This is a genomic window from Nostoc sp. FACHB-133 (assembly GCF_014698055.1).
GTDB lineage: Bacteria > Cyanobacteriota > Cyanobacteriia > Cyanobacteriales > Nostocaceae > Nostoc.
Window position 1 is genome coordinate 12,923 of sequence record NZ_JACJSH010000059.1, and the last position, 26,764, is coordinate 39,686.

The 26,764-nt window shown below is 42.5% G+C and carries 29 protein-coding genes; 15 read left to right on the forward strand and 14 right to left on the reverse strand.

All coding sequences use genetic code 11. From position 1 onward, the window contains the following. Positions 1–55: 55 nt before the first annotated feature. Together H6G86_RS30575 and H6G86_RS30580 are read right to left on the reverse strand one after the other, a co-directional pair. Entirely contained in the window at positions 56–1,093 is a 1,038-nt protein-coding gene (locus H6G86_RS30575; protein ID WP_190937460.1) for a DUF1822 family protein, read from the reverse strand. Positions 1,094–1,100: 7 nt separating this feature from the next. Next, positions 1,101–2,573, reverse strand: coding sequence for a hypothetical protein (locus H6G86_RS30580; RefSeq protein ID WP_190937461.1), 1,473 nt, complete (start codon positions 2,571–2,573; stop codon positions 1,101–1,103). A 408-nt stretch (positions 2,574–2,981) separates the two neighbouring features. Here H6G86_RS30580 and H6G86_RS30585 point away from each other — a divergent pair, with 408 nt between their 5' ends. After that, positions 2,982–4,484 carry a peptidoglycan-binding protein gene (locus tag H6G86_RS30585; protein ID WP_190937462.1) on the forward strand — a complete coding sequence of 501 codons (1,503 nt, stop codon included), beginning with the start codon at positions 2,982–2,984 and terminating at the stop codon, positions 4,482–4,484. A 151-nt stretch (positions 4,485–4,635) separates the two neighbouring features. Beyond that, complete coding sequence (locus tag H6G86_RS30590) at positions 4,636–4,863, forward strand: hypothetical protein (protein WP_190937463.1); 228 nt, start codon at positions 4,636–4,638, stop codon at positions 4,861–4,863. A 349-nt stretch (positions 4,864–5,212) separates the two neighbouring features. On the opposite strand, the gene H6G86_RS30595 is transcribed toward H6G86_RS30590, so the two are convergent. Next, the gene (locus H6G86_RS30595; RefSeq protein ID WP_190937464.1) at positions 5,213–5,941 is read right to left on the reverse strand and encodes a ParB/RepB/Spo0J family partition protein; all 729 of its coding nucleotides are present in this window, start codon (positions 5,939–5,941) and stop codon (positions 5,213–5,215) included. Next, positions 5,938–6,528, reverse strand: a complete 591-nt coding sequence (locus H6G86_RS30600; protein WP_190937465.1) for an AAA family ATPase — start codon at positions 6,526–6,528, stop codon at positions 5,938–5,940. The genes H6G86_RS30595 and H6G86_RS30600 overlap by 4 nt, the downstream gene beginning before the upstream one ends. A gap of 119 nt (positions 6,529–6,647) precedes the next feature. On the opposite strand from H6G86_RS30600, the gene H6G86_RS30605 reads away from it, so the two are divergent. The 7 genes from H6G86_RS30605 (at position 6,648) to H6G86_RS30635 (ending at position 12,667) form a co-directional block, all read left to right on the forward strand. Further along, positions 6,648–7,172 (forward strand): helix-turn-helix domain-containing protein, encoded by a 525-nt coding sequence (locus tag H6G86_RS30605; RefSeq protein WP_190937466.1) that lies wholly within the window; start codon positions 6,648–6,650, stop codon positions 7,170–7,172. A 415-nt stretch (positions 7,173–7,587) separates the two neighbouring features. After that, positions 7,588–8,112, forward strand: coding sequence for a hypothetical protein (locus H6G86_RS30610; protein WP_190937467.1), 525 nt, complete (start codon positions 7,588–7,590; stop codon positions 8,110–8,112). A gap of 456 nt (positions 8,113–8,568) precedes the next feature. After that, a complete protein-coding gene (locus H6G86_RS30615; RefSeq protein ID WP_190937468.1) occupies positions 8,569–9,132 on the forward strand; it encodes a hypothetical protein in 564 nt (187 codons plus the stop codon). A 128-nt stretch (positions 9,133–9,260) separates the two neighbouring features. Further along, on the forward strand, positions 9,261–10,949 hold the full coding sequence (locus tag H6G86_RS30620) for a S8 family serine peptidase (protein ID WP_190937469.1): 1,689 nt from the start codon (positions 9,261–9,263) through the stop codon (positions 10,947–10,949). 46 nt (positions 10,950–10,995) lie between these two features. After that, on the forward strand, positions 10,996–11,391 hold the full coding sequence (locus H6G86_RS30625; RefSeq protein WP_190937470.1) for a protease complex subunit PrcB family protein: 396 nt from the start codon (positions 10,996–10,998) through the stop codon (positions 11,389–11,391). Between the two features lie 86 nt (positions 11,392–11,477). Beyond that, positions 11,478–11,936, forward strand: a complete 459-nt coding sequence (locus H6G86_RS30630; protein WP_190937471.1) for a hypothetical protein — start codon at positions 11,478–11,480, stop codon at positions 11,934–11,936. A gap of 89 nt (positions 11,937–12,025) precedes the next feature. After that, on the forward strand, positions 12,026–12,667 hold the full coding sequence (locus tag H6G86_RS30635; protein WP_190937472.1) for a DNA/RNA non-specific endonuclease: 642 nt from the start codon (positions 12,026–12,028) through the stop codon (positions 12,665–12,667). Between the two features lie 187 nt (positions 12,668–12,854). On the opposite strand, the gene H6G86_RS30640 is transcribed toward H6G86_RS30635, so the two are convergent. Then, entirely contained in the window at positions 12,855–13,829 is a 975-nt protein-coding gene (locus H6G86_RS30640) for a tyrosine-type recombinase/integrase (RefSeq protein WP_190937473.1), read from the reverse strand. 325 nt (positions 13,830–14,154) lie between these two features. Here H6G86_RS30640 and H6G86_RS30645 point away from each other — a divergent pair, with 325 nt between their 5' ends. The 3 genes from H6G86_RS30645 to H6G86_RS30655 all read left to right on the forward strand — a co-directional run bounded on the left by H6G86_RS30645 (position 14,155) and on the right by H6G86_RS30655 (position 15,543). Continuing rightward, the gene (locus tag H6G86_RS30645) at positions 14,155–14,754 is read left to right on the forward strand and encodes a hypothetical protein (protein ID WP_190937474.1); all 600 of its coding nucleotides are present in this window, start codon (positions 14,155–14,157) and stop codon (positions 14,752–14,754) included. Between the two features lie 109 nt (positions 14,755–14,863). Then, complete coding sequence (locus H6G86_RS30650) at positions 14,864–15,181, forward strand: hypothetical protein (RefSeq protein ID WP_190937475.1); 318 nt, start codon at positions 14,864–14,866, stop codon at positions 15,179–15,181. Next, complete coding sequence (locus H6G86_RS30655) at positions 15,178–15,543, forward strand: retroviral-like aspartic protease family protein (RefSeq protein WP_190937476.1); 366 nt, start codon at positions 15,178–15,180, stop codon at positions 15,541–15,543. The genes H6G86_RS30650 and H6G86_RS30655 overlap by 4 nt, the downstream gene beginning before the upstream one ends. A gap of 274 nt (positions 15,544–15,817) precedes the next feature. On the opposite strand, the gene H6G86_RS30660 is transcribed toward H6G86_RS30655, so the two are convergent. From H6G86_RS30660 to H6G86_RS30700, 9 genes are all read right to left on the reverse strand, one after another. Beyond that, a complete protein-coding gene (locus tag H6G86_RS30660) occupies positions 15,818–17,617 on the reverse strand; it encodes an ATP-binding protein (RefSeq protein ID WP_190937477.1) in 1,800 nt (599 codons plus the stop codon). Next, positions 17,614–18,162, reverse strand: coding sequence for a hypothetical protein (locus tag H6G86_RS30665; protein WP_190937478.1), 549 nt, complete (start codon positions 18,160–18,162; stop codon positions 17,614–17,616). The genes H6G86_RS30660 and H6G86_RS30665 overlap by 4 nt, the downstream gene beginning before the upstream one ends. Positions 18,163–18,187: 25 nt before the next feature. Then, positions 18,188–18,904, reverse strand: coding sequence for a hypothetical protein (locus H6G86_RS30670; RefSeq protein ID WP_190937479.1), 717 nt, complete (start codon positions 18,902–18,904; stop codon positions 18,188–18,190). A gap of 12 nt (positions 18,905–18,916) precedes the next feature. Further along, complete coding sequence (locus H6G86_RS30675; protein WP_190937480.1) at positions 18,917–19,333, reverse strand: hypothetical protein; 417 nt, start codon at positions 19,331–19,333, stop codon at positions 18,917–18,919. A gap of 98 nt (positions 19,334–19,431) precedes the next feature. Next, positions 19,432–19,626, reverse strand: a complete 195-nt coding sequence (locus H6G86_RS30680) for a hypothetical protein (protein WP_190937481.1) — start codon at positions 19,624–19,626, stop codon at positions 19,432–19,434. Next, positions 19,598–19,873 (reverse strand): hypothetical protein, encoded by a 276-nt coding sequence (locus tag H6G86_RS30685; protein WP_190937482.1) that lies wholly within the window; start codon positions 19,871–19,873, stop codon positions 19,598–19,600. Before H6G86_RS30685 ends, H6G86_RS30680 begins: the two co-directional genes overlap by 29 nt. Further along, positions 19,870–20,115: a hypothetical protein gene (locus H6G86_RS30690; RefSeq protein WP_190937483.1), complete on the reverse strand. Its 246-nt coding sequence runs from the start codon at positions 20,113–20,115 to the stop codon at positions 19,870–19,872. The genes H6G86_RS30685 and H6G86_RS30690 overlap by 4 nt, the downstream gene beginning before the upstream one ends. After that, positions 20,112–20,345: a hypothetical protein gene (locus tag H6G86_RS30695; protein WP_190937484.1), complete on the reverse strand. Its 234-nt coding sequence runs from the start codon at positions 20,343–20,345 to the stop codon at positions 20,112–20,114. The genes H6G86_RS30690 and H6G86_RS30695 overlap by 4 nt, the downstream gene beginning before the upstream one ends. Positions 20,346–20,348: 3 nt before the next feature. After that, positions 20,349–21,464 carry a ParM/StbA family protein gene (locus tag H6G86_RS30700; RefSeq protein ID WP_190937485.1) on the reverse strand — a complete coding sequence of 372 codons (1,116 nt, stop codon included), beginning with the start codon at positions 21,462–21,464 and terminating at the stop codon, positions 20,349–20,351. Positions 21,465–21,700: 236 nt separating this feature from the next. Between H6G86_RS30700 and H6G86_RS30705 the strand changes: the two genes are divergently transcribed. From H6G86_RS30705 to H6G86_RS30715, 3 genes are all read left to right on the forward strand, one after another. Continuing rightward, positions 21,701–21,889 carry a ribbon-helix-helix domain-containing protein gene (locus H6G86_RS30705; protein ID WP_069073851.1) on the forward strand — a complete coding sequence of 63 codons (189 nt, stop codon included), beginning with the start codon at positions 21,701–21,703 and terminating at the stop codon, positions 21,887–21,889. 140 nt (positions 21,890–22,029) lie between these two features. Continuing rightward, positions 22,030–22,755: a hypothetical protein gene (locus tag H6G86_RS30710; RefSeq protein ID WP_175586748.1), complete on the forward strand. Its 726-nt coding sequence runs from the start codon at positions 22,030–22,032 to the stop codon at positions 22,753–22,755. 272 nt (positions 22,756–23,027) lie between these two features. After that, positions 23,028–26,339 carry a plasmid replication protein, CyRepA1 family gene (locus H6G86_RS30715; protein WP_190937486.1) on the forward strand — a complete coding sequence of 1,104 codons (3,312 nt, stop codon included), beginning with the start codon at positions 23,028–23,030 and terminating at the stop codon, positions 26,337–26,339. The last annotated feature ends 425 nt before the right edge of the window (positions 26,340–26,764 follow it).

Sequence of the window (26,764 nt, forward strand, 5' to 3'; positions counted from 1 at the left end):
TCTAGCAAATTAGCTAAAAACTATATACTTTTCTATTACCCGTTACCTTCCATTTTTACAGTTCAAAATTTTCTCTAACTGTGATATCTTCTAAACTCACCTCAACACTAAAGCATTTGCCGTGTTCACCTTTAAAAGGATTTAATTGAATGTAGCTATCTTGATATCTAGATAAAACTTCACAAAGTCTCTCCCCGCCTTTCGACAGTAAAGTCAACTTAAGATTAGGTAGCAAAAATTTTTCCTTCCCCGTCGGATGTAACTGTATTAAAACACCTAATTTTTCATCAGTCTCTGCCTTGACATTTACTAATAAAACTACGTTTTGGCTACCAAGTTGCATCTGTAAGTTAATTAATTTCCCTCTTTTTATAGCCTCGTTATTATTTCTAAGACTCCAAGCAAAATTGGCGTTTGGATCGATTAATGAGTCAATAGATTGCCAACTCTCATCAAAGATTTCTTGTAACCATTGGCTTAACTTGGTTCTAGTTAAATTCAGATATCCCAACAAATTTTCTGCCGCACTTTCAGTAGTAGCAACGGGTAAAGAAATAATAGATGGCTCTAAAAAACGACAGTAGAACAAAAGGTGATTTGGCTCTGGATCGAATTTTGATAGTGGTAACTGGTAATAACCATTTTTGAGTTCTAATTTTCTACCTCGATAATCAACCAATTCGTCATAACGGAGAAAACCTCTAATCACAATCTCTTCCTGTTCTTCTAATACCTCAAGTAAAACATAGAAGTGGGCTGCTAATTCTGGCGTATCTATAGCATTTTGAGGTATATTGACTACTTCATCCAACAGGTGTTCAGTTGCAATTAGACAAAATTTAAACTCACCTAATTTCAGATTAGAAGCAGTCTCAATTATATTGATATCTCGATTTACTATTTCTGGATTATGTTCTCTTAGCCATTGTTCAAATCCAAGTAGTGCTAGGGCATTCAGGTATGTTTGCCACTGATGCAGTTCACCAGTGACCTGCTGACTTATATCTCTAGCCCAATCAAAATATGTTGGTTCTAGCCAAATTACTTCTGGCAAGGTAAGTCTTAAATTAGTTACATGAGTAGGAATATTCATTATTGTCTTAATTAGATATATGTACGAAGGGAACTAACTCTTTTTGGCTGGTTACTGATTTTTGTACAAAAAAACTCCGTATTTGCTGTGCATAAAAGCTATCCAACGAACGATTTTTACTCGTTCTGATTTCTTCTCCTGCCTCTTGGAATACTTCTGCATCGACAAAATTTTCTACTTGTTCAGCCAAGTTTTTAAGATAATCAGGTTCAGGGGGAATATTTATTAAGTCTTTTTCTTGAGCCGTTTGTAAAATGCTATCGAGAAGTTTTTGTACTGTCAAGGTACGTACCTTTCTGAGAAGTTCTCCTGGATTCAATACTCGTCTAGCTTGATCCCAGCTTGTCATTCCTAAGATCGGGACAATTTCTTTTAAGGTCTTGCCTTGAGAGTAATATAGTTGCAATCCAGGAATGTATTTTTGAGCGAGAGGAGCGTACCTGCTGCTATTTTTTAACTTGGTAATACAATTACTAATTTCTTGCACGATCGCATCAGTCAAAGCTAACCTAAGTTCTGTATGTAAGAACTCCAAAATTTCCTGCTGTTCCACATCTATTTCATCTAAGGAAACAGTAGGTAAATCGGTTCTCAGTATATACTTGCCATTCTCAGGATTTTGGATTTCTAGAGGTTCTAAAGAACTCCAAATATCATATTGTCTAAGTTGCGTCGTTATTTGTTGGAGTTCTTTTTTTAACTCATCAGCAGTATTGATAATAAGATTTCGTGTTTGCAAGTAGATGAGCATTTCTTGCAATTGAGCGATTGAAGGATCTGGACATTTTTTGGCTTCTGTCTGTCTTTGCAGTCGTCTATCTCGACGATAAACAGCATGAAAGGCTTCTACTAATTGGCGCGCTCGCTGTGATAAAGTTTCTAGTTGTTTAGGTCTAACTCTATTTAACAATGCCCAGTTGCTAAGATGGCGAAAACCAAATTCTGATAAAAATTTTTTAATTTCTGCATTTTGTTTAGTTTGAAAGTATGCCCAATTATCTAAGCTCATACTAGATTGGGAGTCATACTTAAATTTTCGCAAGACCTCAACCGTAAACAATTTATAGGTTATGGAACTAATTTGACCCTTGTCATTCACAGTGAGATGCGTTCTGCGATCGCTATCTAAGATAACTAACTTCTTCCCATCATCATCAAGAACGCATCTCAGTAAATCTCTATATGTAAAAGACTTTTCACCACTGAAAAGACTGTCTATTTTTTGACAAGCTTTGAGAATAGGCTCAGAAACGTAGCACCGTAGGCAAAGCCCAGCCTGAGCGCGAATCATAGGATCAACAGCTGCATTATTGCCATGAAAATAGGATAGTAAAGCAGCTTGCACGTTACCATGTTGCCAATTGGGAATTTGTTGTTCGAGAAATTCCTGTGCCAGAGGAACTAAAAAGTCTTTGTATCCAACCTTTTCATTGGCAAGATCGATTCGCCAAATTTTCCAGTATCTTAATAAAGCATTCATATATAACGTGCTGCTTGGCATCAACTAACATTTTTATCTAGTTGCATTATTAAATAAATTCCAGCGTTTTGAACTTATGCAGTTCTCAGGCAACACAGCGAAGTATGGGGACTGGAGAACACAGGGCAAACGCATCTAAAGGGGGTAAAGACAAGATACGTGCAAAATTTATCACTATGTAAAGTTTTTGTAACAAATTTATCGCGATCACCTTTGTCTATATGAGAGAAAAGTCTGCCTAGTTGTAGCGAACTGCAAACAAGCCAATTTTGAAACCACAATAACCCTCTGATTAAACTGCATAAGTTGATTTTACTTACATTTATTTAGAAAACATAAGCAGAGCAAATAAATTGTAGCAAAATACTTGCTCTCAATAATTTAATCAATCAAAGGAAGAGAATTAATATGACTGGCCACTCTAATGGAGTTTGGATTTGGGAACTGCCAAAAATTCGCAGTGACTATTTAGATCAGTTAGTTAAACAACAAGTTAAGCGTGTTTACCTCAAGGTTTTTGATGGCCACTTTCAGGGTAAACTTCAACCCACATTCTGGAACTGGCAATGTTCTCCAGATATCATTGAGAAACTTAAATCTCGTGGCATCGAAGTTTATGGATGGGGATATCACTACGGAACTTCAGATGTTGCAGAGCAAATACAAAAAGTCAAACAAGCTCTTGATTGTGGAATTGATGGGTATGTCCTTGATTTGGAAGCAGAAGTTGAAGACAAAAGCACTCACATATATGTAGAAAAACTTCTTGTGGCTCTGCGTCCTTTAGTTAAAGAAGGAACACTCGGATATACAAGTTTCGGTCATCCCCAATTTCATCCTCATGTTCCTTGGCAGATTTTAGATGAGCATTGTGACTTAGCTTTGCCACAGATTTATTTTGAAAAGTTCAGTTTTAAATCTACCAACGAGGAAGAAGTTCAAGACTGTCTCAAAGCTTATGAACAGATGGGTTTAAAAAAACCTATTCTGCCCATCTTCGGTTCTGAAAGTGATGCAAAACAGCCAGCTTCAGGAAAAGAACTGCAATCTTACTTGAATCGTTTTCCGGGTTCGTCAATTTGGCGACTTCCTAACTCAGGCGAGCAGGGTGAGGCATGGAATTTGACTTATGCTGGTGAAACGCCTGTACCAATTGGTGGAGAACCATCTGAATTTACACTGCCGAAACTTACCCGCATTCTTCGTACAGGAGTCATCGGAGAGGATGTTAAAGCACTTCAGAAAGTACTAAATGCTAAAGGATTTAATGCCGGAAAAGTGGACGGTGAATTTGGCCCTGATACTGAAGCTGCTGTGAGAGCATTTCAGAAGAAAACAGATATTACCGTAGATGGAGAAGTTGGCCCTCAGACCTGGAAAGAGCTTGGTGGTGAGTCTGGTTCTATTCCAGAACAAGGATTTCTGGGTAAACTTGCTGGCTTTGCTGAAGATGAAGCTGCCAAAGGTCTGAGTTGGAATGGAGTAAATAGTGAAGCCGAAAAGTATTTAAAACTCTTCCGCGAGCCTATGTTGACATTAGGTCATATCGGTAGTTCTCCAGTGTTTTACGACTGGTGTGCTGCCTTCGTGACTTATTGTTGCCGAAATGTTGGTGCAGAGATTCCAGATATTCCTGAAGGATTTTGGGCGAGTATGGCTTTAGTCGAGTCCTGGAAATACTGGGCGAAAAAGAAGGGCTACTGGAATCCCAAAGGCAGTGTCACGCCCAGGCGAGGGGATATCCTAGTGTTTGACTGGGAGGGCGATTCCACACTCAATCACATTGGGATCGTCAGGGGCTACACACCTGAAAACTCTGTGATTCAAACTTCCGAGGGAAACAAAAGCAACAAAAGTGGTAACTTCACAAGAAGTATGGCAACTGTAGCAGGATTTATCAGGATAAGTTAATCACAGTGGGTGGCCGCTGAGATATCTGCAAATTGGGACATGTTGTAACGTCCGGTTCTAATCGTGGGGGCGGGAGATAATACTCCCCCTTGACCTAACTCAACAAAAACTAAATATCCTAGCACACTCTAGTTGATCTTGATTACTCACTATGAAACTTAATAAAAATCAGCTTGATTTACTGGGCACTCTTTTAGGTGTCATTGCAGGTATTTCTACTGTCCTAACTACCCAAGGAGTTATTGACCAAAAGGTAGGGGGCAGCATCAGTGGTATTGCTACTGTCTTACTAGGGATTGTTGTCCAAAGACCCGCAGACGCAAAGCCTACTACTGAAGATTTAGAAAACGAGGAGGTCAATGAGATAACTAGACATTAATTAATAAGGATCCAATCTCTAAGCCTCTTCTATGACTCTTGTAAAAGAATAATCTACCATCTTTACGGCATAAAGCTTTTACTAAAAACCTTGATTTCAGCCATTCTGTTAGGAAATAAACACTCAAATTGGCGCTCTATCTACAGTTGAAAAGTTGGCTCTTACTTTTCTTTTTCAAGGGTGATTAAATAGGGCTAATCACGTAGTTTATGGCATTCTAGTAGCAATCGTACAGAAACTTACACTTCTCGTTCAGGCGAGTACCTGAACGTTCAAGCCATTACCGGGCAAGAACAGTGCGAGGTCGAGCCTCGCAAGCTGGGGGAGGTGGGGAAGCTGATGCATCAGTTTACTTCTCGTTACCCAAGACATCCTTAATCAAGCTCATGATCTCTGGCAGACGTTTGGCTAAAGCTTTCTCTTTCGGGGTTTTCGGCTCAATTTGTTGCCACTGTTTCAGCTTAGTTAACGCTTGTCTTAAAAGTACGACAGGTGTCGTACTTTTTTCTGGTTCAGTATCTTGGTTAGATTCAAAATACCTTTGTACTGTACGGAGGTTTTTGCCAACTACAACGGCTAGAGCAGGCATTAAAGGCTTTTGTCCTTTCTTGGGTCTTCCTTTTACGTCAATAAATCCAGCAGTGCGTAGACGCTCCGCGATCGCTTTTACTTCATTGGGCGTATAGTCTTTACGCTGTTCATTCTCCGCTATTTCTACTTGTAATGCTAAACCAGGGTTTTCTTCTACATCAAAAGGCAAAACCCTGATAGGAATACGATTGTCAGGGAACTGCTCAAGATACTTATTTATCTGCTGCTCCTTTAACAATCGAATTGCTGCTAACCGATGTCCTCCTGCCAGCAGCCTAGCCTTATTGTCTAAGACTAGTGGTTCTATCAGTCCCAGAACAGCAATTGACTCTGCCAGAGACTCAATGTGCTTTGGATTTAAAGGTCGCGTATCCTGCTCACGATCTTTGATTTGCTCCAGTAGAATTGTAGAATCTTGGAGCTTTAGTGGTTGAGATTGCCCCTGCCGTTTTTGAGCGACTTCCAGAATTTTATCAAAATTGGTCATGAGAGAATTTCCTTACCCACTGCATCGTAATCGCTCCAGGCATCAGAAGCACGAGGATCTTTTACCATATAAACTGGAACTCCAAAATTTTCCGCTTTCAGGTAAACAGCCATTCTTCTGATCCAAGTTTTAAACAAGGGTAAGCCAAATTTTTCAAGACTTTCTCTGGCTTTATATCCATCACGGCTGGGAGAAGGAGGAACACAAGTCAATAAAACTTTAAAGCGCCCAGGTGGCAATTCGTTCATTTCTCCCACAGTTTCAATTAATGCTTCTAGAGCAAAAGTGCTGGGATGGGTGGGAATGATCAGTAAATCACTCTTATTTGCTAGCGCTTTTAACTCATTGCTGGCAGGACGGGCGGGAGTGTCAATCACAAGATGCTCAAAATCTTGGGCTTGGTCTATTTCGTTATGATCATAAACATCGAAAGGACTTTTACCACGCTCTGACCAATGCAATACAGAGCGATTAAGATCACCATCAGCTAGTACAGTTTTACCTTTGATAGCAAGGTAAGCTGCCAGATGTATTGCTGTGGTAGATTTTCCTACACCCCCTTTGAACGATGCGATAGTAATAATCATTGCAGTTTCGTCACATTCCAGTCATGATGGCGGATTGTACCGCAATTACACTGTTTTAATGTAGAAATTTGAAATGGCAACTCAAAAACGTAAATCCTTATTAAGTATTAGGAGATAAAATGACCAATATTTTAGTAAGTGATGCTGAAACCAAGACCAAAAACCTCTTAATGAAATGCTTGGAGACAGCAGGATTTGAGGTTATTTTTACAGAAAATGGTCTGGTTAGTGTTCAGTTAGCACATGAGAAATTCTCTACTACCACCGAAAGTGAAAAATCAAATGCTCTACGAACGTCCATATTTCCATCTATTCCCCGACTGTGTGAGGTCTTCGAGTTCATTGAATTGAATTATCATCAAAGTATTAGACTAAAAGAAGTAGCTCAAGCAGTTGGTTATTCCTCAGCTTACTTAACCGACTTAGTGCGAAGACTTACCGGGAAAACAGTGAATAATTGGATTATCGAGCGTCGGCTAGTGGAAGCAAGCACCTTGCTTTTAGAAACTAATTACTCGGTTGATGAGATTGGTTTAAAAGTAGGCTATCAAAATATCAATCATTTCTACTGTCAGTTTCGTGATTACTATAAAAATACTCCCCGTGCTTGGAGAGAGACACAGCGTTCTCATGCATTGTTATAACGGCACAAAAAATATTACCTATTAACTGCTAATTAATCAACTAATATATTATCTCAATGCGATACTAGATTATGTTATTTACTAATCTAGTATTTTTTTATTTAAAGATTTATGGAAATCATCAACTCTCCAAATTAGGGGGCGCTTAGAAAATATTAAATATTTGAGCTAATTTTTGAGGAGAATCTAAAAATACTGAATGTTTCATTAGAACTTTATCGAAAAATAGTTAATTATCAATCAAATTTGCTCAAGATAATATATGTGTATGGAAAGCAAAGCAGAGCTAATAAACAAGCTTGTAAGCTCTTAAAAATCTGGAAACTAAAATATTATTTCTATGATTTTTCACTAAAAACTTTCCTTCAACTAAACCTTATAAACAACAAAAATCAAATTCTGAAAGGATAAACTCATGGCAACTTATACAGCAACAACAAATGGTGCAACTGAAACATTTGAATCATTTTCTGAAGCTGATATCGAAAGCTTAGAATACGAATCGGCGGAAGCAGGGATTGAATCTCAGTTAGAGGAAAACTTAGAAAGTGTATCTTTTGAGAGTGTAGCTGAAGATGTAGAAGCTTACATGGAAGGAGACTTAGAACGTCGTCCTCCTAGCAGTTTGGTGATTAAACGGTTGACGAAAATTTTTACCGCTTTAGTCAAAAATACCGTGAAAAAAATCACCAGTAATCCTAGAACTCGTGCCAAGCTGCTTACAGCTTGTCGTAAAGGTCCTGATGCTGTTACCACACTGTTGACCCCAGTCATTACTAAAACATTGCCAACCTATTTCAGATGGATGTCTGCTATCTTCGTTTCTCCAATTGTAGCTCGTCTTTTCCCTGCAATTTGCAAAGATGCTGGGTTGAAATCAGATGAAGTATCTGCTGCAACTGAGGGTGTAATTACGAGTTTTTGGAACTGGTTATGGTAGTCTCTGCAAACCGATGGAGGTGCTATTCCATAGGGTCAAAACGGACAGAAAATCGTTGATTCAAGTCTCCCTTGATTCTCCGTTCAAACCCTGAAACCCGATATTCTTCGGGACTCCACTCCTTTGCAGAAACTATCGTAGTCTTTTGGCTAAGTGATGCTAGTCAGTCTTACTAATCACAATTTTTGTTAGGACTACTCTCTTCACATTTCCTAAACCTCAATCCTCCCCTATTTGAGGGGAGGAAAGACCAATCTTCCTTTTTTCTGGATAGATTTTACCTAAACAATAACCAGTTTTCAATCTACCTACTATTGGTCTCTTAATTAATAACTGCTTCCGTTCATTCAAGCAAGCGGGAAAACGACTGTAAGTGACGTGGTGCTACGGAATATTTTCAAGGTGCCAAAGCTAAGTTCAACTAGTAAAAAACACATCTTTTCATAGGAGACAACCATGACTTACACAATAGAAGCCGCCAATGGTGTGGCTGAACAGCTTGAATTCAACGAAGCCGATATGGAGAGCGTTGGTCTTGAGGCAGCGGATTTTGAAGGACTGGAATCACTGGAGAGCTTAGAAAGCATCTCGATTGAGACTGTTGCTGAAGACCTCGAAGGATACATGGAAGGTGTGGAGGCAACTGCAACTCCCAGCCGCTATGTCAACAAGCGTCTGCTGCAAATCTTTACGGCACTGGTCAAGACCTCGATCAAGAAAATCACCAGTAATCCAAAGACTCGTGCCAAGCTGCAAGCGGCTTGTCGCAAAAGTCCTGATGCTGTTATCCAACTGTTGACTCCAATCATTGCTAAGACATTGCCAACCTATTTTAAATGGATGCCTGCTATTTTTGTTCCTCCAATTGTGGCTCGTCTTTTCCCTGCTATTTGCAAACAAGCTGGCTTGAAACCAGAAGAAATTCCAGTAGTAGCAGAATTTTGGGGGGCTTTGTTTAGTATCGGCACTACGTTATTGCCTTCAGTAATTAACTTTTTTGGTCGGCGAAGAAGAAGATAAGCAAACTGTCTAATTGATATTAGCAACATTCTCAATAACTTTAGGGTGGGCGCTAACTAAAAGGTAAAAATCAAGATTTTAGCCTCTATGTAAGCAGTGCCTACCCTCTTATTTTCAAGGAGTAGATCATGATTTCAGAAGAAGATTTCGATTTCACAGAACAGCAACTAGAAAAAGCCGAACTAGAAATTCGTGACAAATGGGGAGCCGATATTGAAGGTAAAATTGACCGCTTTTTAGAGTATCAAATTATGAATGAAGTTGACGATGTGAATTCAACAACACGTCAACGGGTGATGATTTATTACAAACCGACCAAATGCTTTGAGGAGTTCCATGAGGAGTTTGAGCAATTGGAGGAAATTTACCAAAAACGCAATGAAGAATTTGAAGTTGATGCCTTTGACGAGTTTGAAAGCTTAGTAAATCAAGATATTGAATCACTCATAGAGGATTTAAAACAAGAGCAAGCTTTCGAGGAACACCTGACATTAGGTGAAGCTGTCGTTGCTAACCTCACCCCTGCCCAAATTCAAAAATTCTCACAGCAAAGCAATATAGTCCGCTTGGAAGCTGATAAACCCTTGAAGTTAGAACTAGACCAAAGTTCTGTAACTGTGGGTTTAGTCAATGCTAGAACTCAAGGAATAGTTGGTACTGGTAAAGGAGTGATTATCGCTGTTCTTGATGGCGAAGTTGATATTAACCATCCTGACTTAAAAGGTCGTGTTGTCCATAAGCGAAATTACACTAATGAACCTTGGGGAAACCCCCACCCTCATGGAACTCACGTAGCGGGTATTATCGCTGGTAATGGCTCACAGTACAAAGGTATGGCACCAGAGGCAATTATTTGGAACTATAAGTTATTACCTTCCGAGGCAACTCAATCGGGGGAAGGATTTAAAGGTGCAGATGCCATTGAAGACGTGATTAAAGATATGAAGGAAGGTGTAAAGGTAGCTAACTGTAGCTGGGGAGTTCCGACAGAGCTAGACGGTACTAATATTTGGGCAAAAACGGCTGAACGAGCGGCAAAATTAGGCTTAGTCTTGGTTAAGAGTGCAGGTAATAATGGTTCTGAACCGGGAACTCTTACCTCTCCCGCAGATGCTTTTGGTGATGTGATTGTTGTTGGAGCATCTAGCCACGACGGTACCCAAGTAATGCCTTTTAGTAGCCGTGGTCCAACTGCTGACAACCGACCCAAGCCTGATATCCTAGCACCTGGCGAGCAAATTGTATCTACCGTACCTGGTGGCTACCAAAAGATGAGTGGTACGAGTATGGCATCACCTCATATTGCTGGTATAAGTGCCCTGTTATTAGAGCGTAACCCAAAACTTGAACCTTGGCAGATTAAGAAAATACTCATGGAATCTGCAAAATCACTGGAGTCAACCAGCGATCCCAACGTTCAAGGTAAAGGATTAGTTGATGTTGTCAAGGCTTTGCAGATGGCAACGCAACCTGTATCAGAAGAGAAACAGATTACCTACACATCGGTAGTTAAACAAAGGAAGTTACTAGAACAACTGAATATTTCCGTGAGAAATACTAGCAACGAAGTTATGCAGGGGGTAAAAGCTAGCTTGGTATCACCTACTGGTGATATTAAAGTCACGGCTGCCGAACAAGACTATGGTAATTTGCGGACTGGGACAGAAATTATACGCAATTTTGAAATTGAACTCTCTTCCAATTACAAGCCGAGCCAATACAATCTGATTTTAAACCTGAGTTACACCACACCTACAGGCAAAAAAAAGACCGAATCGTATCAGACTAAGCATCAAATCCCAAGTTTTGCTAAGTAGAGATTGCTTCAGCAGAGTGAAAACTAAGTAAGAAGAGTGCAAAAAAATGAAAGTTAACTTCCGTACCATTGCACGAGGCGCTGATAGCGGATACCGAACAGCCAGCCAATTGGTAATTGATAACCCAGAAGAATGGGCTTCGGTTTGGCAGCAACACGCCTCTAATATCATACCACCTCCACCTGTTCCCGGAGTGGATTTTACAGATAACCAAGTAGTCGCCGTCTTTATGGGGGAGAAACGCACTGGCGGTTATTCGGTGGAAATTCTCACTGTCGAGACCAAAAGCTCTGAGAAAGAAAACCTGGCATCGTTGGTAATTACAGTTGCCTATCACCAGCCTAAGCCTGGAGAGATTGTTCCAGAGGTGATTACGCACCCATACCAGATAATTACAATTCCCCAACTTGCTGCGAACAAGGTTCAGTTTAAAAATGCTTAAGTAAATGCCACCCTTGTTAAGGTCAAATGTTTGGCAGATTTCGCAGACTTTGCTTACATACAAGCTCAATTTTTCAGGAGTAAATTATGACTACACAGATAGTCGAAAATTTGGAATTGTTCTCAGAAGCTCTGGAATTCCTACCAGAGGAATTAGAAAACATTGAATCTGAACTATATCCTAACTTGGAAAGTATATCTTTGGAGGTAGTAGCCAAAGACCTGGAAGCTTACTTCGAGGGAGACGTTGAAGGAGCGGTAGGATTAGAACGCAGGGGTGGTAGGCGAAAGCGTGAAGCAGGAGATCCAGTACGTCCAGCGCAAATTACTCGTCGTAACTATAACCGGGCAAGAGATATTCTGAGACAGGCTGGTAGCCAGACTGCCAATGCTGCACATCAACTACATGGTATAGGTAACGTACCAGTTCATTATGGGTTGCAATTACTTCGAGAAGCCAGAGGAGAAGGAATTGGACGGCAGGCAATAACGAGTGCAGCAAGAGCAATGGGGCTACACCCTCAGCTTGGTAGAGCAGTATGGTAAATTATCGCACTTGTTTGTAGAGACTGTATTGAAAGTAAGGCATCGCCAACTTTGCTTACATACAAACTCAATTTTTTCAGGAGTAAATTATGACTAGACAGATAGTAGAAAATTTGGAATTGTTCTCAGAAGCTCAACTAGAGAGCTTGGAATTCCTACCAGAGGAATTAGAAAACATTGAATCTGAGCTATATCCTAATTTGGAAAGCATATCTTTGGAGGAAGTGGCTAAAGACCTGGAAGCTTACTTCGACAGAAATATTGAAGAGGTAGGGTTAGAAGTTAAAGCGAAGCCCAAACACCCAAATAAATATAGTACACACGATTACAGTGGTCGCACGTATTACTCTCGTAAAGATCCACAAGGGCGTGTCACGAAAATCGCAGGTCCTCTGAAACATACAATAGGAAAAAGAGTAGGAACGTTGAAGGTCTCTTACAAGCGAAAAGGGGATCAGTCAGGGCATTTGATCGCTCATTCATTAGGTGGACCACCACGACTTGATCATAACTATGTCGCAATGAAAAGGGAGATTAATGCGGCGGGAGGACAATGGGGAAAGATGGAAAGTTATATTCGGAAACGATTAAAGGCCAATGGTAGTGCAGCCTGGATGTCGGTTGAACCAGTCTACAAAGACGATAAAAACAAACGCCCAATCGAGATAAATGTCACAGTAAAATTTAACAGACCACCAAAAGAAAAAAAATATAATATTAAGACTCCATAACCTGATGGGGTAGCAAGTGTTATTTGGAGAAATGCAACGGAGATTGGGAGGCTATGTAGCAACTACGCAGCTAATCTGGTTAAAACGTTATATTCTATCGCTACTCGCAAGCGAAGTTGTCTCAATTACCAAACACGCTTATATGTAGATAACTCAAGTTCACAACTTGGGTTATCTTTGTAAATTGTTAAATCAAGTCATCAAGCTGCCTGGTCAAAGCACCTTGCAAATCAACGCGGTTATCGTCATAAATAATCACAGTCCTGGGGTCGGAATGGCGGCTTAATTTTTGAGTAGCCCGAATATTGCCATTATTTTGGTTCAGTGCTTCAGTAATAGCGCTATGCCTGACCCGGTGGGGACTCATCTGCTTTTCAATCCCCGCCAACTTGCAATATTTGACAACAATTAGACGTATCGCTTCCCCAGTTAACCTATTACCAAACCTTACTGGGTCAAGGGAAATAAAAATTGGTTCGTTGGGCTTATCAGAGGCATTAGATGCTTGCAACCAATCAGAAATTGAAGCAGCCGTTTTTTGAGAAATTGTCACCAACTCCCGTTCCCCATTGCGTCCCTTACCGCTAACCTCGATTTGACATCTAGCATATTTAAAATGCTTCACATCCAAACTGGGAATCTCGCCGCGCCGCAGGGCATTACTCCACAAGAGCCGCATGATGGAATAATCGCGCTTCCCGCCCAGACTCGAAGTATCGATCGCCTCAAATAGCTTAATCACCTCTGGAACCTCTATCCCCTTAGTATCCCGATAGGGTCTAACTTTCTCATTTTTAATCACTTCCAGGTCGTAATTGCAGATATCAAAAATCTGCCCCATCTCCACCAAAGATTTTATCGCGCTAATTCTGCGGTTAATCGTCGCTGGCGCTAAACCTTGCTCGAAAAGATGGTTGCGGTAGGCGACCACTACCGAGATCGCTTGCGTTTTGGACAGCGATAAAAATTCGCGGGCCAGGTCAGATGTTAATTCACGACCGGGAGCAATGAGACTAAAGAAATTTCGCAAGTCATGAGAATAAGCCCTACGGGTGTGTTCTGACCGTTTTTGCGTCAGTAACACTTCGAGAATTTGTTTACTATCGTTCTGTGTAATTGCACTGGCATAAGTGATTGAGCGGAGGGTGATGATACCAGACATAGGAGAAAATCGTTGATTTATAAGGCTTGTGCGCGTTAAGTGCTTGTTAAAACGTACATTCTCACAATCACTTTACATTACGATTAACTTTATTTTCCCCGATTCTTTGGCTTTTTCATCGTCATTAATCCGCAGTCGTTATGATTTGGACTTTAATTGTTTTAAAGTGCTGTAAGTCACTTGGTACGAATGCAATTCTCTCGCGCCTTGCTCTGCATTAAAAATGGTCGAGCGAACAATGCTTTCTCGATCCAATTCCTGATATGTTGATAGCATTGCTATCTACTTGATATCGATAGCTGTTGCTATCAATTGCGATATCGCTATGCCTGACGAGAACAAACCCAGCGAGATGATCCGCGTACCCACTCCCCTGATTCCAGCAGTTAGGGAGTTATCCCGGCTGCACCGACAAGGACTCTCAAGCGAGGTGCTTCACTCTTTGGATGATTTGATAGCAGCGTTAGATAATGGCAGGGGTAGTCCCCACAATCACCTCTCCCAAAACATATCGACGATTTGCTCTCGTCTGGATAATCTAGAATTACGTTTGTCGGGTGATATTAGTAGCGATGCATCCAGTAACCAGCATCTCGCCGATTTAGAACAAAAAATCGACTCTATAAATAATCGGCTAGCACAATTTGCCGAGGTAATTATGCAGCTTCAAAGTAATATTAATAATCAACCAAGGCGGGGTAAGTCATACTACGGCAATTCTTATAATCAAGGGCAACCTGTTAAGTTTCAGCCAATTACAGAAGAAAGTTTGGCTTCAAGGTTAGGGGTAACTCCAGAAACTATTCGTAAGGAAAGAGAAAGTCAACCCGCGCCGCTTTTTTTCGCATGGTCTAAGCGCAAGGATACTTCTGGTATTGGCTGGGAATTTAATCAGAAAACGGGATTGTATCATCCAATTACTTGAACCCGACAGCGATGATTATTTTAATAAACGCAGCTGAGGCGGAAATCCCGGTTCACTCTTTGATAGCTTTACCGTTAAAATAATAGATATTGGTTTATAGGTAAAAAGCATGACAGAAACCAAGTCTACCCGTGTTGTCCGTAGGGGGAGAATCTTTCCCGAAATCCAATGGAATGAGTCACAAAAAGCACGACGTGAAGCCGAACGCGAGGCTTTTTACCAACGTTGTCAACCTATTTTTGAGCGAGTAAAATCAGAATTAATTGAAACTCACTACAACTGGTTTGTTGCAGTTGAACCGGATAGTGGAGAATATTTTGTTGATAAAGATTTAGAAGTAGTCTCATTACAGTGTCGCCAACAGCATCCAGGCAAAATACACTATACTTTTCGGATTAATGAGTCTGGGGCTTGCGGCACGATATGACGATTTCCGGTTTTTTTGGTGATGAGGATGCACTACTTTTTGAAATTAATTTAATAACATCAGATGGATTAGAATTACCTGTTGAGGCGATGTTTGATACAGGTTTTTCGTATTGGTTAGCGATTAATGACCAAGATATAGATGCACTTGGTTGGGAGCGTTTACGAGAGCAAACAATGCGAACTGCACGGGGAGATGTAAAATTTGATATCTATATTGGTCAAGTACTATTTGATGGTCAAGAGTTTGACATACCTGTACATGTTGGCAAAGATTTAACAGAAGTTTTACTCGGTCGTCAATGGTTAACAAATCGTCGGTTAGTAGTTGATATACAGTCGGGTGAATTAACGTTGGGATAACTACGACCGATAAAAAGAGAGAAAAATCCCTCAAGATTTTTAAAAATTTATCAATTGTCTATTTGTTGGCAGATTTGTTATTAGTGTCTGGTAGACACACAACGGACACGTCACAGACATCTGGTGTCTTTACGTGTCCGCTGTGTGTCTGCTCTAATGTCTGAACGTGTCCATACTGTACAAGGCTTTTGGGGTTTAGTGTCTGTGGTGTCCGGTGTCCGGTGTCCGCGAAAAAAGGGCGGTTTTGGGGCTAGACACCAGACACCAATCGCAGTCAAATTTGATTAAGCTTGATAATACCCTCGGCTATCCAGTCCGCCAATCCTGCTCCAACAATTTCGTACATCCAGCCCTTAATTTGCTCTACAGTGAATCTCTCACCGTTCACTTTAAAATTGCCCTTGAACTCTCTTACATCAGCTTCAATTCGTTCAGTTCTGGTGAGATATTCATACAACTTTTGCGCCTGGGGTGATAGTTTCTTCGGTTCATCTTGGGTGTCACCTGCTTTGTTACCCAGATTGAATTCCAGTTCATAAATCCGCTCTAAAGTAGCTTTGTCAATGGGGGGATTGGGGTTAGATTCTGCTGGGAGAGCGTCGCTAAAGTCAGATATTTTTACGCTCATTTTGGGCAGATTAACATCAAGCCATTCGTTAGAACTATCGAGTTTTACCTTAGCAAAACCAGTTGATGAAGGCTGTAGTGTAACTGAATCTACTTCCGCCAAACATTCAATTTGCAGCATCTTAGAAACAAGATTATGTAATCCCTTAATGCCGAATAAACACGTCTGGGTGTTGTTATGAGCTACGACAGTAATGGGCATCTCTTGTTTACGGCTTTTGGTTAGTGCCAGCTTGCCGAATTTATCTAACAGTTCTGCATCTTTAATGAAGTCGCCGTATGTGGTGGCCTCCTCACAGATTAAAGACAAAGCTTTACCTTCTGCCCAAAGTTTCTGCCGCCATTGCGACTCACTCAATGATGAATTATTAAAGGTTTTTAACCGTGATTCCAGTTCAGTAACGTAATCGCGGATCTGCTGTTCAATATCATCCCAGGAGTGGTAACTTTCAACTCCTCGCCATTCACTACGGTTCGAGTCGGGGTCAAGGACAATCACACGGTAGCCGGCTTGTTTTTTGAGTTGGATTACATAACGGGCAAGCCATGATTTACCACCGCCTTGATTACCCCAAATTAAGCAGGTCTGCTTGACTAAATTCTGCACCCATGCGACAGGGTTGAGTATTGGTGCAATCGCTTGGTTGTCTGCCCCAGTAACCTTATCGTTGGGGTCAATCGTCCCTTGTAAAGTCTGACTCCCTTGTAGATAGGGCGTTTTCATCTCCCGTAGCTGCTTAATGTAATCTGCCTTCTGCTGCTCGGTCATCCCCGCCGTTTGCGCCTCAAAAATGGCATCAGTTGCCTCCATTTGGGTAACTTCAATTTCCGTGTGGGCGTAAATCTCGGCTTTTTGGATATCCACAGTGCGATCATTGGCGACTAGATCCAGGTCAGCTTGCAGTTGAACTTCTGCGATCGCAACGTCTCGGCAACTCTCTAGTAGCTCGGAACGTGCGGCCATCTCTGCCTTCGCTGCGTCCCGTTTTTGGGCGATGTCTTCAAAAACTGCCCTCTGCTTCTCCTCATTTTGACAATGGCGGAGCATCCACCCAGCTAGAGCAAACCCCAGGAATCCCCCAAACGCCCAAAACGGCTTACATGGGTTAGTCGCCTTCACTAACCCATTAACGCCCATAGCTGGGTCACGCACTACTTGAGAGGGCATTCCTTCTTGTTTCCATTGCTCCCAGTAATAGGGAGTCATTCTGAAAGGTCTGTTATTCTGATCCTGACATACCAATTTTTTCTGGGGAGTCCGAAGGCAAAAATAAATGCGGTCGCTTGATTCCCCTTTCCAAGCCATCGCTGCCGAGCTAATTCCTACAGTCAAACTCAGCCCAATTGCAACAGCTTTTTTATCCATCGGTAACTGTCCGAACCACTTCATTAAACCCGATTGTTGTGACTCGGATAACTGTTTATGTTTATCGCTTAAATAATTCATTTCCTCTGACTACCACCAAATAGAAAAAACATTAATATCGCTAGAAATATGCCCACTCCTGCACCATCCATCCAACTTGAAGATTCAGCAGTTTTTGGCTTATAAACCGACTCAATTGAAGTATTAGCTGTTTGTGTAGAAGTTGTCGCTTCATTCCACTCACCCAACGGGTCGGAAAGCGCACACAATAACGCCAGTGATGCACTGCAACCAGTCATTAGATTAGTGACGAAATTATTAAATCCTTCACCTGTTGCAGTGGCAGTAAAATACAAGTGTGCAGTACCCACAGCAAGGAACATTCCAACTGGGTGAACTTGCAATAGATGAAAGGTGAAAATCACTGCACTATTTAAGCAACTACCAGCGACAATTTCACAAGCGTTACCAGCACGTCTAAATGTTCTACCTCGGTTATTTTCTGGGAGTGGTGGTAACTGTTCGGGTTGTTTCTGCTGCTTAGTTGATTGTGGTGTTTGTGCCAGCCCTTCCATTGAAAAAGGGCTGACGCTATGAGGATCTTCATTTCGTTTCCTTACTAGCATCAGCCTATGTCCTTTTAACTAATAGTTATCTGTCGCCCAATTTGTTCCACAAGTTACCCAACATTGCACCCCAACCGCGAACTGTTCCGGTTGCAGAAACACTAGAAGATGGTGCATGATTTTGGGATTGAATTGGTATCACTTCCTGGGGTGCTTGATTGGGTTCTAATGCCCTTGAGCCAAACCTTGCACGGGCTAAAAGTTGTTGTCGTTTCTCTCTCAGTCCTGTTGTGATAGCTTGACGTTCAGCTTGTACAACTTGCTTATTTTCGATGCTGCTGATTTTATTTTCATGTCTCCACAATTCGGCTTGTAAATCGTGGTGTAATTGGGCTGCAACTTCGGTTAATGCGTGTTTGCGTTTTTGGTCAATTCGCAGCAAGTCGGCTCTATCTTGGGCATCTATCTTACTCATCTCTGAGTCAAATTCAGCGTTAAGTTTACGGATTTTACCAATTGCACCCGCTACATGAGAGCCGTATTGTTTACGAAGTTCAGTCCAAGTTACTTGCCCTTTGGTCAACTTCTCCATCGCCTCAAAGACGACCTTAGCATTGTCCAGAAATGGTTCTAATCGGTCAGATAATTCTTGGGCATTATTCGCATAATCGGCAAACTGTTCGAGCTTATTTATATCGGAGAGATAGCCCAGAATATCAGACTCAAACCCTCCCCAGGATTGCGCTTTTTCATCAATGTGCGAACTATGACCAACTACCGGATTACGTATTGCAAAATCCATTGCGTTATTCTCCTAATAAGGGATGTAGTCATAGTCGATATTGCTGGATGATTGGGGCAACTTATCCCAGTAACCCATCTCTTCAAATCGGCTATAAATTCTCGTTGCCAGTTGCCGTATTGGATCATCAAAATCTTCAGAAATTAAATCAAATCTGTTCTCACCAAACGCCAAGATATTTGCAATGTCCGCATCAATACCATTACCCAAGAATTGACCAAATGCTGCTGCATAAGGATGGTCATCAATGGTTTCATGAGTTGCTAAGAATTCCGTTCCGGTGAGGGGTAAGTAAAGGCTGCAAAGAAAACTATTTATTTCGCGCTTCGTAGCTGTTGGGTTAAGAGCCTTAAATTGCTGGAGTTTCAAAGCATTATCAGTGAAAGAACAGCGTCCCCAATCATTGGGATTTTTGTAATCGAGTGCCATGCTGCTAAGATCCTTGTGTACTTTCGTTTTTGCGGCGAGAGATACGTCCCGAAGTGGGGCGATTGCAATGATTGGTCGTCGGTGCAATCGCTTCATCATCAGTTTTCACAAAACTCAACAAGTTCAAAAACCTCCCTCTGCACTTGGTTTTGGCTTAATTCTTTTCGTTTGCCCTTAGAGTCGTTAAAAACGAAAGGGGCATTGACTCGACAATTAGACCGATGGCTGTAGCGCAGTTGTTGACCACGGAATTCGTACAAATGATTACGCTGTAAGGCTGTCGTTGAAAGCATTTGTTTGTCCCTCGACTTGGGAATAAAACTCGATATTTAGGATTGCTTCGTGAATCTCCATCAAAGCTTGCACAGCATCACCTAGACGCAGATCATTCGATGTACTGAACTTTTCGGAGGCTTCGATTTGCTTGTAATTGGGAGATGCTTGCACAAACCTAAGAGTCTGTTCGCAACCCAGGATGATGGTCATGATTTCGGTTGTTGTTAGGCTTGGCTGTGTCTTTTGGGTGTCTTGGTCGCTCATAACTTGTTTCTTCTCCTTTGGGTTTTGATTGGTGCGGGTTGGGGTTCTGGCTGATTACTTGGGGATTGTGGCTGGTTCGGTTTCTGAAGTACATAGCTGATGACCCCTGCACCCCCGACAGCCGCAGCGATAGTGAACATATTGTTACGACCGATGTACTGCACTCCGAAATAGCCAAAAGCGATCGCTGCTGCTGTTGCTCCAATGCCTAAAACCGTGTTTCTTAATCTGGTTCTGCTCATGCTGCCCCTTTGAAATTAGTGACCATTGCGCTAAGTGCCGATTTATTCGGCTGTGTAGATTGCGCTGTTTCGGGTTTGGGTGATGGTTGTACATTGCCGTGTTGAAAAATCAGCTTCTCTACACCTGCTGATAATGCTTGTGTTGGCGCATCTTGAGGTAAATCAAACATCTTGCACAATTCAATTACTGCTAGATAGGAGATGGTTATACGCCGAGATTCGTAATTCATTAACTAAGCTCCAATTGATATTTGAGTTAACAGTTTCAACCCCAAAGCATTGATGAATTGGGGATTATTCAAGACCACAAAGCCTAAACCGGCTAAGTTTTGATCCACCACTGGTAGAGAAACACCCCCACCCCAGGCGACAAGGTATTTAGCGCGGTCTAGATAATTGCCAGCAGTCACAAAGTTGGCGAATTTCTCAATCCTGTTACTCCACCAAGAGTCAAGACATTGGCTGTACTCGGTTTCAAACTTTTTACCTGTGAGGTGGTTGCCTCCATAAGTGAAAGTTCCTTCGATAATTCCCTGATTCACAAGACTAGGCGAGTGCTTCACATCCTTGGACAGCAGACTTACTCTGTCGTTTCGTTTGTCGAGAGCTTCTGCAATCATTGAGTGCAGTTCACCGGCTCCACCTTCAATCAGGTGACGGTCTATGACTGCACCACTGCCGTTAAACACGGTAATCAACCAAGTTGATGAACCGATATCGAGAGCGATCGCTAATTCTGAGGGGTCAAGTACCAGGGATGCTTCACCAAATAAGCAGTGGGCAATGCTTCCAAATCCTTCGGGATAAATGCCTGTAACCACGATGTCAACTGTCTTGGTGACAATGGAACGGGTTACAGGGTGCAGATGCTCAAAGGTGTGAGTCCCTTCAACTCTGCGCTTAATCTCAGTCGCCCAGCGTTCTGGGTTGTGGTTGCTCAAACTAATTGAAAGCTTTATCCCCGAAGGAATATTCAAAACTGCTAAGTCTGCAAGAATGCTTTCTAGTGCCAGTTCTGCCTTTTTCGCCTTATCTTCGTGTAACAGGGTGTGGTCACTTTGGGCTAGAGCCGCACTGCCCCAAAAGAATTGAACGTCTTTTAAGTCCAGGCGAGAACCTTCTACATACCGCACCCAGCAGCCATCTTTTGAGATGGTTTCGTGGTGCATGATATTGCGGTTGCGAACAAGTGAGTATGCGGCTGGCATCATGATCGAAAAATCACCGATGATTGCCTTGCCGTACCCTGCACCTGAGTCTTTTCCGGCGATCAGGTCAGTTAGCCCTGATTTGGCTAACAAGTCTGCTTGAACGAGCCAGTTTTTGGCATTGGAATATATAGCTGTCATGGTTCAGTTGTTTGTTAAAGTCTTAATTATTCTGGCTTTGGAGAATTTAGAAGCTCAACCGCCTTAAATCCACACATCCAGTTAGGGGTTAGCCATAGCATCACTTTCTGGCTTCTATTGCCTTTGTTTTGTGGCGTTTTTTGGCTTATAGTGTTATGATAACACTGTTTAACACCAGTGACAAGTGAGAGGTTTAGACTGACAATAGGGTTATTCAAACACCAGACAGTGTTACGATGCCCACAGGAACAAGATTAAATATTTATTTCACAGATGAAGATGACTTAGCACTTTACGACTTAATATCTGCTGAAGCAAAAACTGAAAAACGCTCTATGAGTCAAATGGTAAAACTTCTTGCTTCGGAAGCGCTCACAGCAAGACACACAAAAAAAACCAAATTAAAAAAACAGGATGAGGATTAGGGTGATCACTCTCAGTTGAACTTAGCCCAAGCAAAATACATAACCGATAAAAACCAACCAGATAACCTAGATGAAAAGAAGTTTGACCTTGTAACCAATGAGAGATTAGTCAGCAACCGAAACAATTTTTGGTGTCTCCAATGACTACTGTGAAAGACCTACCAACCGATTTTCAACTCCCGCCGCACAACGAAGCGGCATTAGAGATGCTTAGGGAGGCGAAAGACTACGAATCCGCTTTGGCTCTGGCGATTAGCGGTACTGCACTTGCTACAGGCGGCTTCATTACTCCGGTAGGCTGGGCAGCTTTTGCATTGGCTTACAAGCCATTGATAAGAATTCAAAAACTTGCACGGCTGGAAAAATTAACAGCCCTGCTTTTGGATGAGTTTAAAAGCCAGGGGATACAAGTCTTTCCAGTGCTAAAGCTAGAGGACAAGAATCCTATCGACTTGTTTGTGAGATTTGAGCGAAAAGTTCACCTGTTTATCTCGATTCGCTCAATAGGAGATAAGGAGATTGTCTACAACGAAGCTAGAGAGGTTTTGCAGATCAAGAGGAAAGACAAACATGGACTAAAAGTTTGGAGTCCTTGCCCACTGCTTGAATTGGCAGATTACGAGAAGTGGTTGAGCAAGAACAGGGACTTGTTTGCAATGTCTTCCCGTGAAGCTACAAAAACGCCCTCAGCAAAAGTTTTGGTCTTATGGCCTCCCACCAAGGCGGCTATTGATCACAATTCACACCTTTATTCTGAAGTTGGAAGTATGAAAATTCTGGCTCTTAGAAGAAAAGGCACTGCATTTATTATTCAACAGGAGGAAGTAATCGAGTTTGTCAAGGCGACTTTAGCCAAGTACTCATAGGCAAAACAACGAAAACCCCGCGTCCCGGTAGGACAGCAGGGTTTTCAAAGGGAATTGGGGTTATCGGGTTTGAACGGCCTAATTAATATCCCTAATAGTAATTTTATCGTACATGATTCGGTGTAAAGCCAATGTAACACTGGCTTACCAGATGTAAACAGCGTTTTAGGAATTTTATGTAATTTTGTTCTTATATTCTGAACGTTTGTACTAAAAGATTACTTTCGGGATAGCTCCAATTCCTCCAACACACTTCAGGAGGATGAGCTTTCATGTCATCATTACAACAATTTAATCACTTAGTATCGGCGCAAAGATTATCTCACATAGAAGTCAACCATTGGAATGAATGGTTAGCCAGTGCTGTTGACCCAAAGTTAACAGCTTTGAATGTCCGCTCTCTTAGTGGCCCCTCAGTGTACGAATATCTGCTATGCGCTCTACCTCAAACGGCCAGACGTAACGATGGGCGACTGCGTGATGGCTACTTGAAACGATATGCCCACGCGGAAGCCGGTGCATGGTGGGTTAGCGGACTTGACCCGCTTAATGATTGGTTGGCGATGGACTGGGGACGGATGAAACCAGATTACCCCCGCCTTGAATGGGACAAGACAACACAGCAGCAAACTCAAAAGCCAGTCAAGTACGAGTCACCACCCAAAACTCCCAACCGAGTTACCTACTTGAGAATGCCCCTACATTTATGGCGATTGGTATCACTCCGGTATAACGTGCCGATGCCAGAACATATTACCGTTACCGAAGAAGGAGAGGCGTTAGGTTTTTGGGCTTGGGTAATGGCACATCCCGAAATCCCTGTAATCCTTACAGAGGGCGAGAAGAAGGGTGGTTGCTTGCTGTCGTTGGGATTTGTAGCGATCGCACTCCCTGGAATCTGGAATGGTCGCGTGGGCAAGGAGGATCTAGAACGACTTCACCCTGATTTAGTCCCAATGACTCAAAAGGGGCGTAAATTCGTTGTTCTATTCGACTACGAAAGCAAACCCAAAACCAAACAGCAGATTTTTCAAGCCACACGCCGCACAGCTTCTGCAATTGTAGAACTTTGTTGCCAGTGTGAAGTAGCGCTGCTGCCAGGGCCAGAGAAAGGAATTGACGATTGGGTTGTAGTTTTGGGGAAAAAGGCGGATAAAGCCGTGACCGCGATGATTGCTGATGCCTTGAGAATCAGCGAGTACAAGCAGAGATTTTTCATTAACCGAGCCAGAGGACTCCATAAGTACAAGCCCAATGTAACGGTGAATACCCGCTATCTCTCACTTGCAATACACTCTCTGCCTCAATCGGGGTTAGTTGGTTTGGTTTCCGACATGGGAACAGGAAAGACTGAAATTTTGGCAGTTCTCAGAAGAGAGAACCCCCAACTCAGTTTTTTGAACAATGGGCATCGGGTCACTCTGCTCAAGAATCTCAGCGATCGCTTACAAACAGCAATGTACTCCGCGATTTCTTGCGGGGATTGGGGTCAGGTAAAGGCTCTCAGCATTACCGTGGATTCTCTGTATAAAATGGCGAACGATTTACAGGCTTACGATATTCTATTTATTGATGAAGCCTGTCAGTACCTCGCCCATCTGCTCAAGTCCAAAACCTGCAAAGAACATCGGGGGGCGATTCTGGAAGTATTGGAATACTTGGTTTACAATGCCAAGCTGGTTGTTTTGGCAGACGCTCACCTTGATGATTTGACCATTGAGTTTTTCATGAATTTGCGACCGACTGGTGAAAAACCCTACATCATCAAAAACCTGTATCGCTCAGGTGGTCGTCAAGTTCATTGGTACGAGGGGAAAAACAGCAGCGCAATCGTTGCAGAGTTCCACGCTCAACTGATGATGGGTAAAAAGTTGATGATGGTCAGCGACAGTAAGCGGTTTATTAAAAAGCTAGAAAGAGCGCTCAATGATGGTTCAGCAATTGATGACGCTGATGATACACCGGAATCAGCCGAAGATCGCAAGTTACGGGTGTGGGCTATTCACTCCGAGAACAGTGGTAGTGAAGAGAATGTCATCTTTATCCGAGAGATTAACATTGCCATTAAGGATCTTGACGCTTTTTTAATTACTCCCAGTCTCAGTTCAGGGGTTGACATTTCCAGCTATCATTTTGATGCCGTGTTTGGCGTGTTTCATGCTGTCTCGCAGTCGGCTACAGAATGCGCTCAACAATTATGGCGGTATCGTCCAGATGTCCCCATGTATGTTTGGGTTGCTCCGCGTCCCCCCTTTGGTTACGCCGAAACCAATGCCCGACGCATTAAAGAAAAGATTCTTCAGACAAATGAGATGACCGCTTTTCTGATTCGCATTAACCGGGAAACGGGCAAACGTGGGGCTGAGAAGGATTGGGCATTGGATGCTAGTTGTCAGATTGAGGGGCAACGGAATTGGTCGATTAATAATTTACGGGCTGATTTGCGATCGCTCCTGGAAGAAATGGGCAATACTATTGCGCCTGTGGGTGATGCAACCGATGAGGGGGCTTCCCGGTGGATGAAAGCGGCAGGTATTGCCATCGATGAGGAACATTTTCGCAAGGTTGCTAATGCCAAAGATATTGATAGAAGGACTTATACGGCTAGGCAGCATCAGGATTATCTCAAGCCGGAGGAAGTTTTGGAGTGTGAGAAGTTCCGTATTCAGGACACTTATGGAATGAGCATTACCCCAGAACTGGTTGAGAAAGATGACGGGGGGCGGTTAATTAAGAAGATAGTCGCACTAGAGGCAATATTGGCAGCTCCGGGGGAAATGATTACCGATGACCTTGGGCGAGAGTTTGTTGCACCGCCCTCTGTTGTGGTGGAACGCGATAAATCAGAGCGCGATCGCTTGAGCATTTGCACAGACTGGAGTAACCATTCTACCGCGTGGTTGATGCGTCATCGGCTGGGATTGAGGGCAGTGTTGATGGATCTCATGTCTGGGCTTGAGATTAAAGGGGACGAGGCGATGATTCAAGTTTTGGCTGAGTTCTCCAAACGCAACGCATCTCACGTTAAGGGGATTCTCAACCTGACCATTCCCCTCGATGAATCTCCTGTGTGGATTTTGGGGCAGTATCTTTCTCAACTGGGTTTGTCCACCGAATCACGGCGACCGCTTGAAGATGGTAAGCGCGTTAGGTACTATCGCCTCAATACTTCTGATGTAGAGTTTGCCCAGAAGGTATTAGAGTATCGGCTTCGTCAACGGGAAGAGAGGGAACGCAAACGCCAAGAGTCACTTGAGCGAGATGCGGCTTATGCGGCTAGAATGCAGTCTCAGTATGGGATTAACTCGCCGTCCATACCCCCCATTAATGAAGATGGAAGTAATAATCGGGGGGGTATGGACACAGATGAAGAATCCAGTGATTCTTGGTGGGAGCGGGTCAAATATTATGCTCAGTTGGCAATTGAGCGGGTTGAATATGGGGTGGAGTCAGTTAAAGAATTACTCAGTACATTAACGATTGATGAGCGGTGGGGCGTGATCTTCAAGTTTGAGGATATTGACCCGAACAAGTTTGCTCAACTGGTGGACGGAGCGCCCGATTGGGTGGAATGGATGGCGTGATAGTCCCGTTTCTCAATAAGTGCGATGCCTGCGCTTCTTGAAGCCGAAGCACTTGGGGGCAAGTTGCTTTAAGGCTCAAGTCTTTGTGTGTTCAGCTTTCGCTGGGATGTCGTTTTAACCCTTAAATCCCGACATTTTCACCCAGAGGTGACAGCATCACCAAGCTTGCCGCTACCCCCAACACCTGCTATAGTCCAAACCAAACCTGCTGCTTAGATTTAATGGGGCTAATTGAAAATGACATCTCCATAGTTATGCCCTTTGAAGATTCTAAAGGTAGGACATAAGGAGAACCATAATTGGTAAATAAAGAGCATTATGCTTGGCTGAGAGAAGGTGTGCAAGTTTGGAATGATTGGAGAGCTAACAATTTAAAAATAATTCCTGACCTCAAGGGGGCTAAGTTCAATGGGACTTACCTCAGT

Bases quoted from the DNA above. Each gene is read 5' to 3' on its own strand.
- H6G86_RS30575 (WP_190937460.1), bottom strand. From the start codon at position 1,093: ATGAATATTCCTACTCATGTAACTAATTTAAGACTTACCTTGCCAGAA.
- H6G86_RS30580 (WP_190937461.1), bottom strand. From the start codon at position 2,573: ATGAATGCTTTATTAAGATACTGGAAAATTTGGCGAATCGATCTTGCC.
- H6G86_RS30585 (WP_190937462.1), top strand. From the start codon at position 2,982: ATGACTGGCCACTCTAATGGAGTTTGGATTTGGGAACTGCCAAAAATT.
- H6G86_RS30590 (WP_190937463.1), top strand. From the start codon at position 4,636: ATGAAACTTAATAAAAATCAGCTTGATTTACTGGGCACTCTTTTAGGT.
- H6G86_RS30595 (WP_190937464.1), bottom strand. From the start codon at position 5,941: ATGACCAATTTTGATAAAATTCTGGAAGTCGCTCAAAAACGGCAGGGG.
- H6G86_RS30600 (WP_190937465.1), bottom strand. From the start codon at position 6,528: ATGATTATTACTATCGCATCGTTCAAAGGGGGTGTAGGAAAATCTACC.
- H6G86_RS30605 (WP_190937466.1), top strand. From the start codon at position 6,648: ATGACCAATATTTTAGTAAGTGATGCTGAAACCAAGACCAAAAACCTC.
- H6G86_RS30610 (WP_190937467.1), top strand. From the start codon at position 7,588: ATGGCAACTTATACAGCAACAACAAATGGTGCAACTGAAACATTTGAA.
- H6G86_RS30615 (WP_190937468.1), top strand. From the start codon at position 8,569: ATGACTTACACAATAGAAGCCGCCAATGGTGTGGCTGAACAGCTTGAA.
- H6G86_RS30620 (WP_190937469.1), top strand. From the start codon at position 9,261: ATGATTTCAGAAGAAGATTTCGATTTCACAGAACAGCAACTAGAAAAA.
- H6G86_RS30625 (WP_190937470.1), top strand. From the start codon at position 10,996: ATGAAAGTTAACTTCCGTACCATTGCACGAGGCGCTGATAGCGGATAC.
- H6G86_RS30630 (WP_190937471.1), top strand. From the start codon at position 11,478: ATGACTACACAGATAGTCGAAAATTTGGAATTGTTCTCAGAAGCTCTG.
- H6G86_RS30635 (WP_190937472.1), top strand. From the start codon at position 12,026: ATGACTAGACAGATAGTAGAAAATTTGGAATTGTTCTCAGAAGCTCAA.
- H6G86_RS30640 (WP_190937473.1), bottom strand. From the start codon at position 13,829: ATGTCTGGTATCATCACCCTCCGCTCAATCACTTATGCCAGTGCAATT.
- H6G86_RS30645 (WP_190937474.1), top strand. From the start codon at position 14,155: ATGCCTGACGAGAACAAACCCAGCGAGATGATCCGCGTACCCACTCCC.
- H6G86_RS30650 (WP_190937475.1), top strand. From the start codon at position 14,864: ATGACAGAAACCAAGTCTACCCGTGTTGTCCGTAGGGGGAGAATCTTT.
- H6G86_RS30655 (WP_190937476.1), top strand. From the start codon at position 15,178: ATGACGATTTCCGGTTTTTTTGGTGATGAGGATGCACTACTTTTTGAA.
- H6G86_RS30660 (WP_190937477.1), bottom strand. From the start codon at position 17,617: ATGAATTATTTAAGCGATAAACATAAACAGTTATCCGAGTCACAACAA.
- H6G86_RS30665 (WP_190937478.1), bottom strand. From the start codon at position 18,162: ATGCTAGTAAGGAAACGAAATGAAGATCCTCATAGCGTCAGCCCTTTT.
- H6G86_RS30670 (WP_190937479.1), bottom strand. From the start codon at position 18,904: ATGGATTTTGCAATACGTAATCCGGTAGTTGGTCATAGTTCGCACATT.
- H6G86_RS30675 (WP_190937480.1), bottom strand. From the start codon at position 19,333: ATGGCACTCGATTACAAAAATCCCAATGATTGGGGACGCTGTTCTTTC.
- H6G86_RS30680 (WP_190937481.1), bottom strand. From the start codon at position 19,626: ATGCTTTCAACGACAGCCTTACAGCGTAATCATTTGTACGAATTCCGT.
- H6G86_RS30685 (WP_190937482.1), bottom strand. From the start codon at position 19,873: ATGAGCGACCAAGACACCCAAAAGACACAGCCAAGCCTAACAACAACC.
- H6G86_RS30690 (WP_190937483.1), bottom strand. From the start codon at position 20,115: ATGAGCAGAACCAGATTAAGAAACACGGTTTTAGGCATTGGAGCAACA.
- H6G86_RS30695 (WP_190937484.1), bottom strand. From the start codon at position 20,345: ATGAATTACGAATCTCGGCGTATAACCATCTCCTATCTAGCAGTAATT.
- H6G86_RS30700 (WP_190937485.1), bottom strand. From the start codon at position 21,464: ATGACAGCTATATATTCCAATGCCAAAAACTGGCTCGTTCAAGCAGAC.
- H6G86_RS30705 (WP_069073851.1), top strand. From the start codon at position 21,701: ATGCCCACAGGAACAAGATTAAATATTTATTTCACAGATGAAGATGAC.
- H6G86_RS30710 (WP_175586748.1), top strand. From the start codon at position 22,030: ATGACTACTGTGAAAGACCTACCAACCGATTTTCAACTCCCGCCGCAC.
- H6G86_RS30715 (WP_190937486.1), top strand. From the start codon at position 23,028: ATGTCATCATTACAACAATTTAATCACTTAGTATCGGCGCAAAGATTA.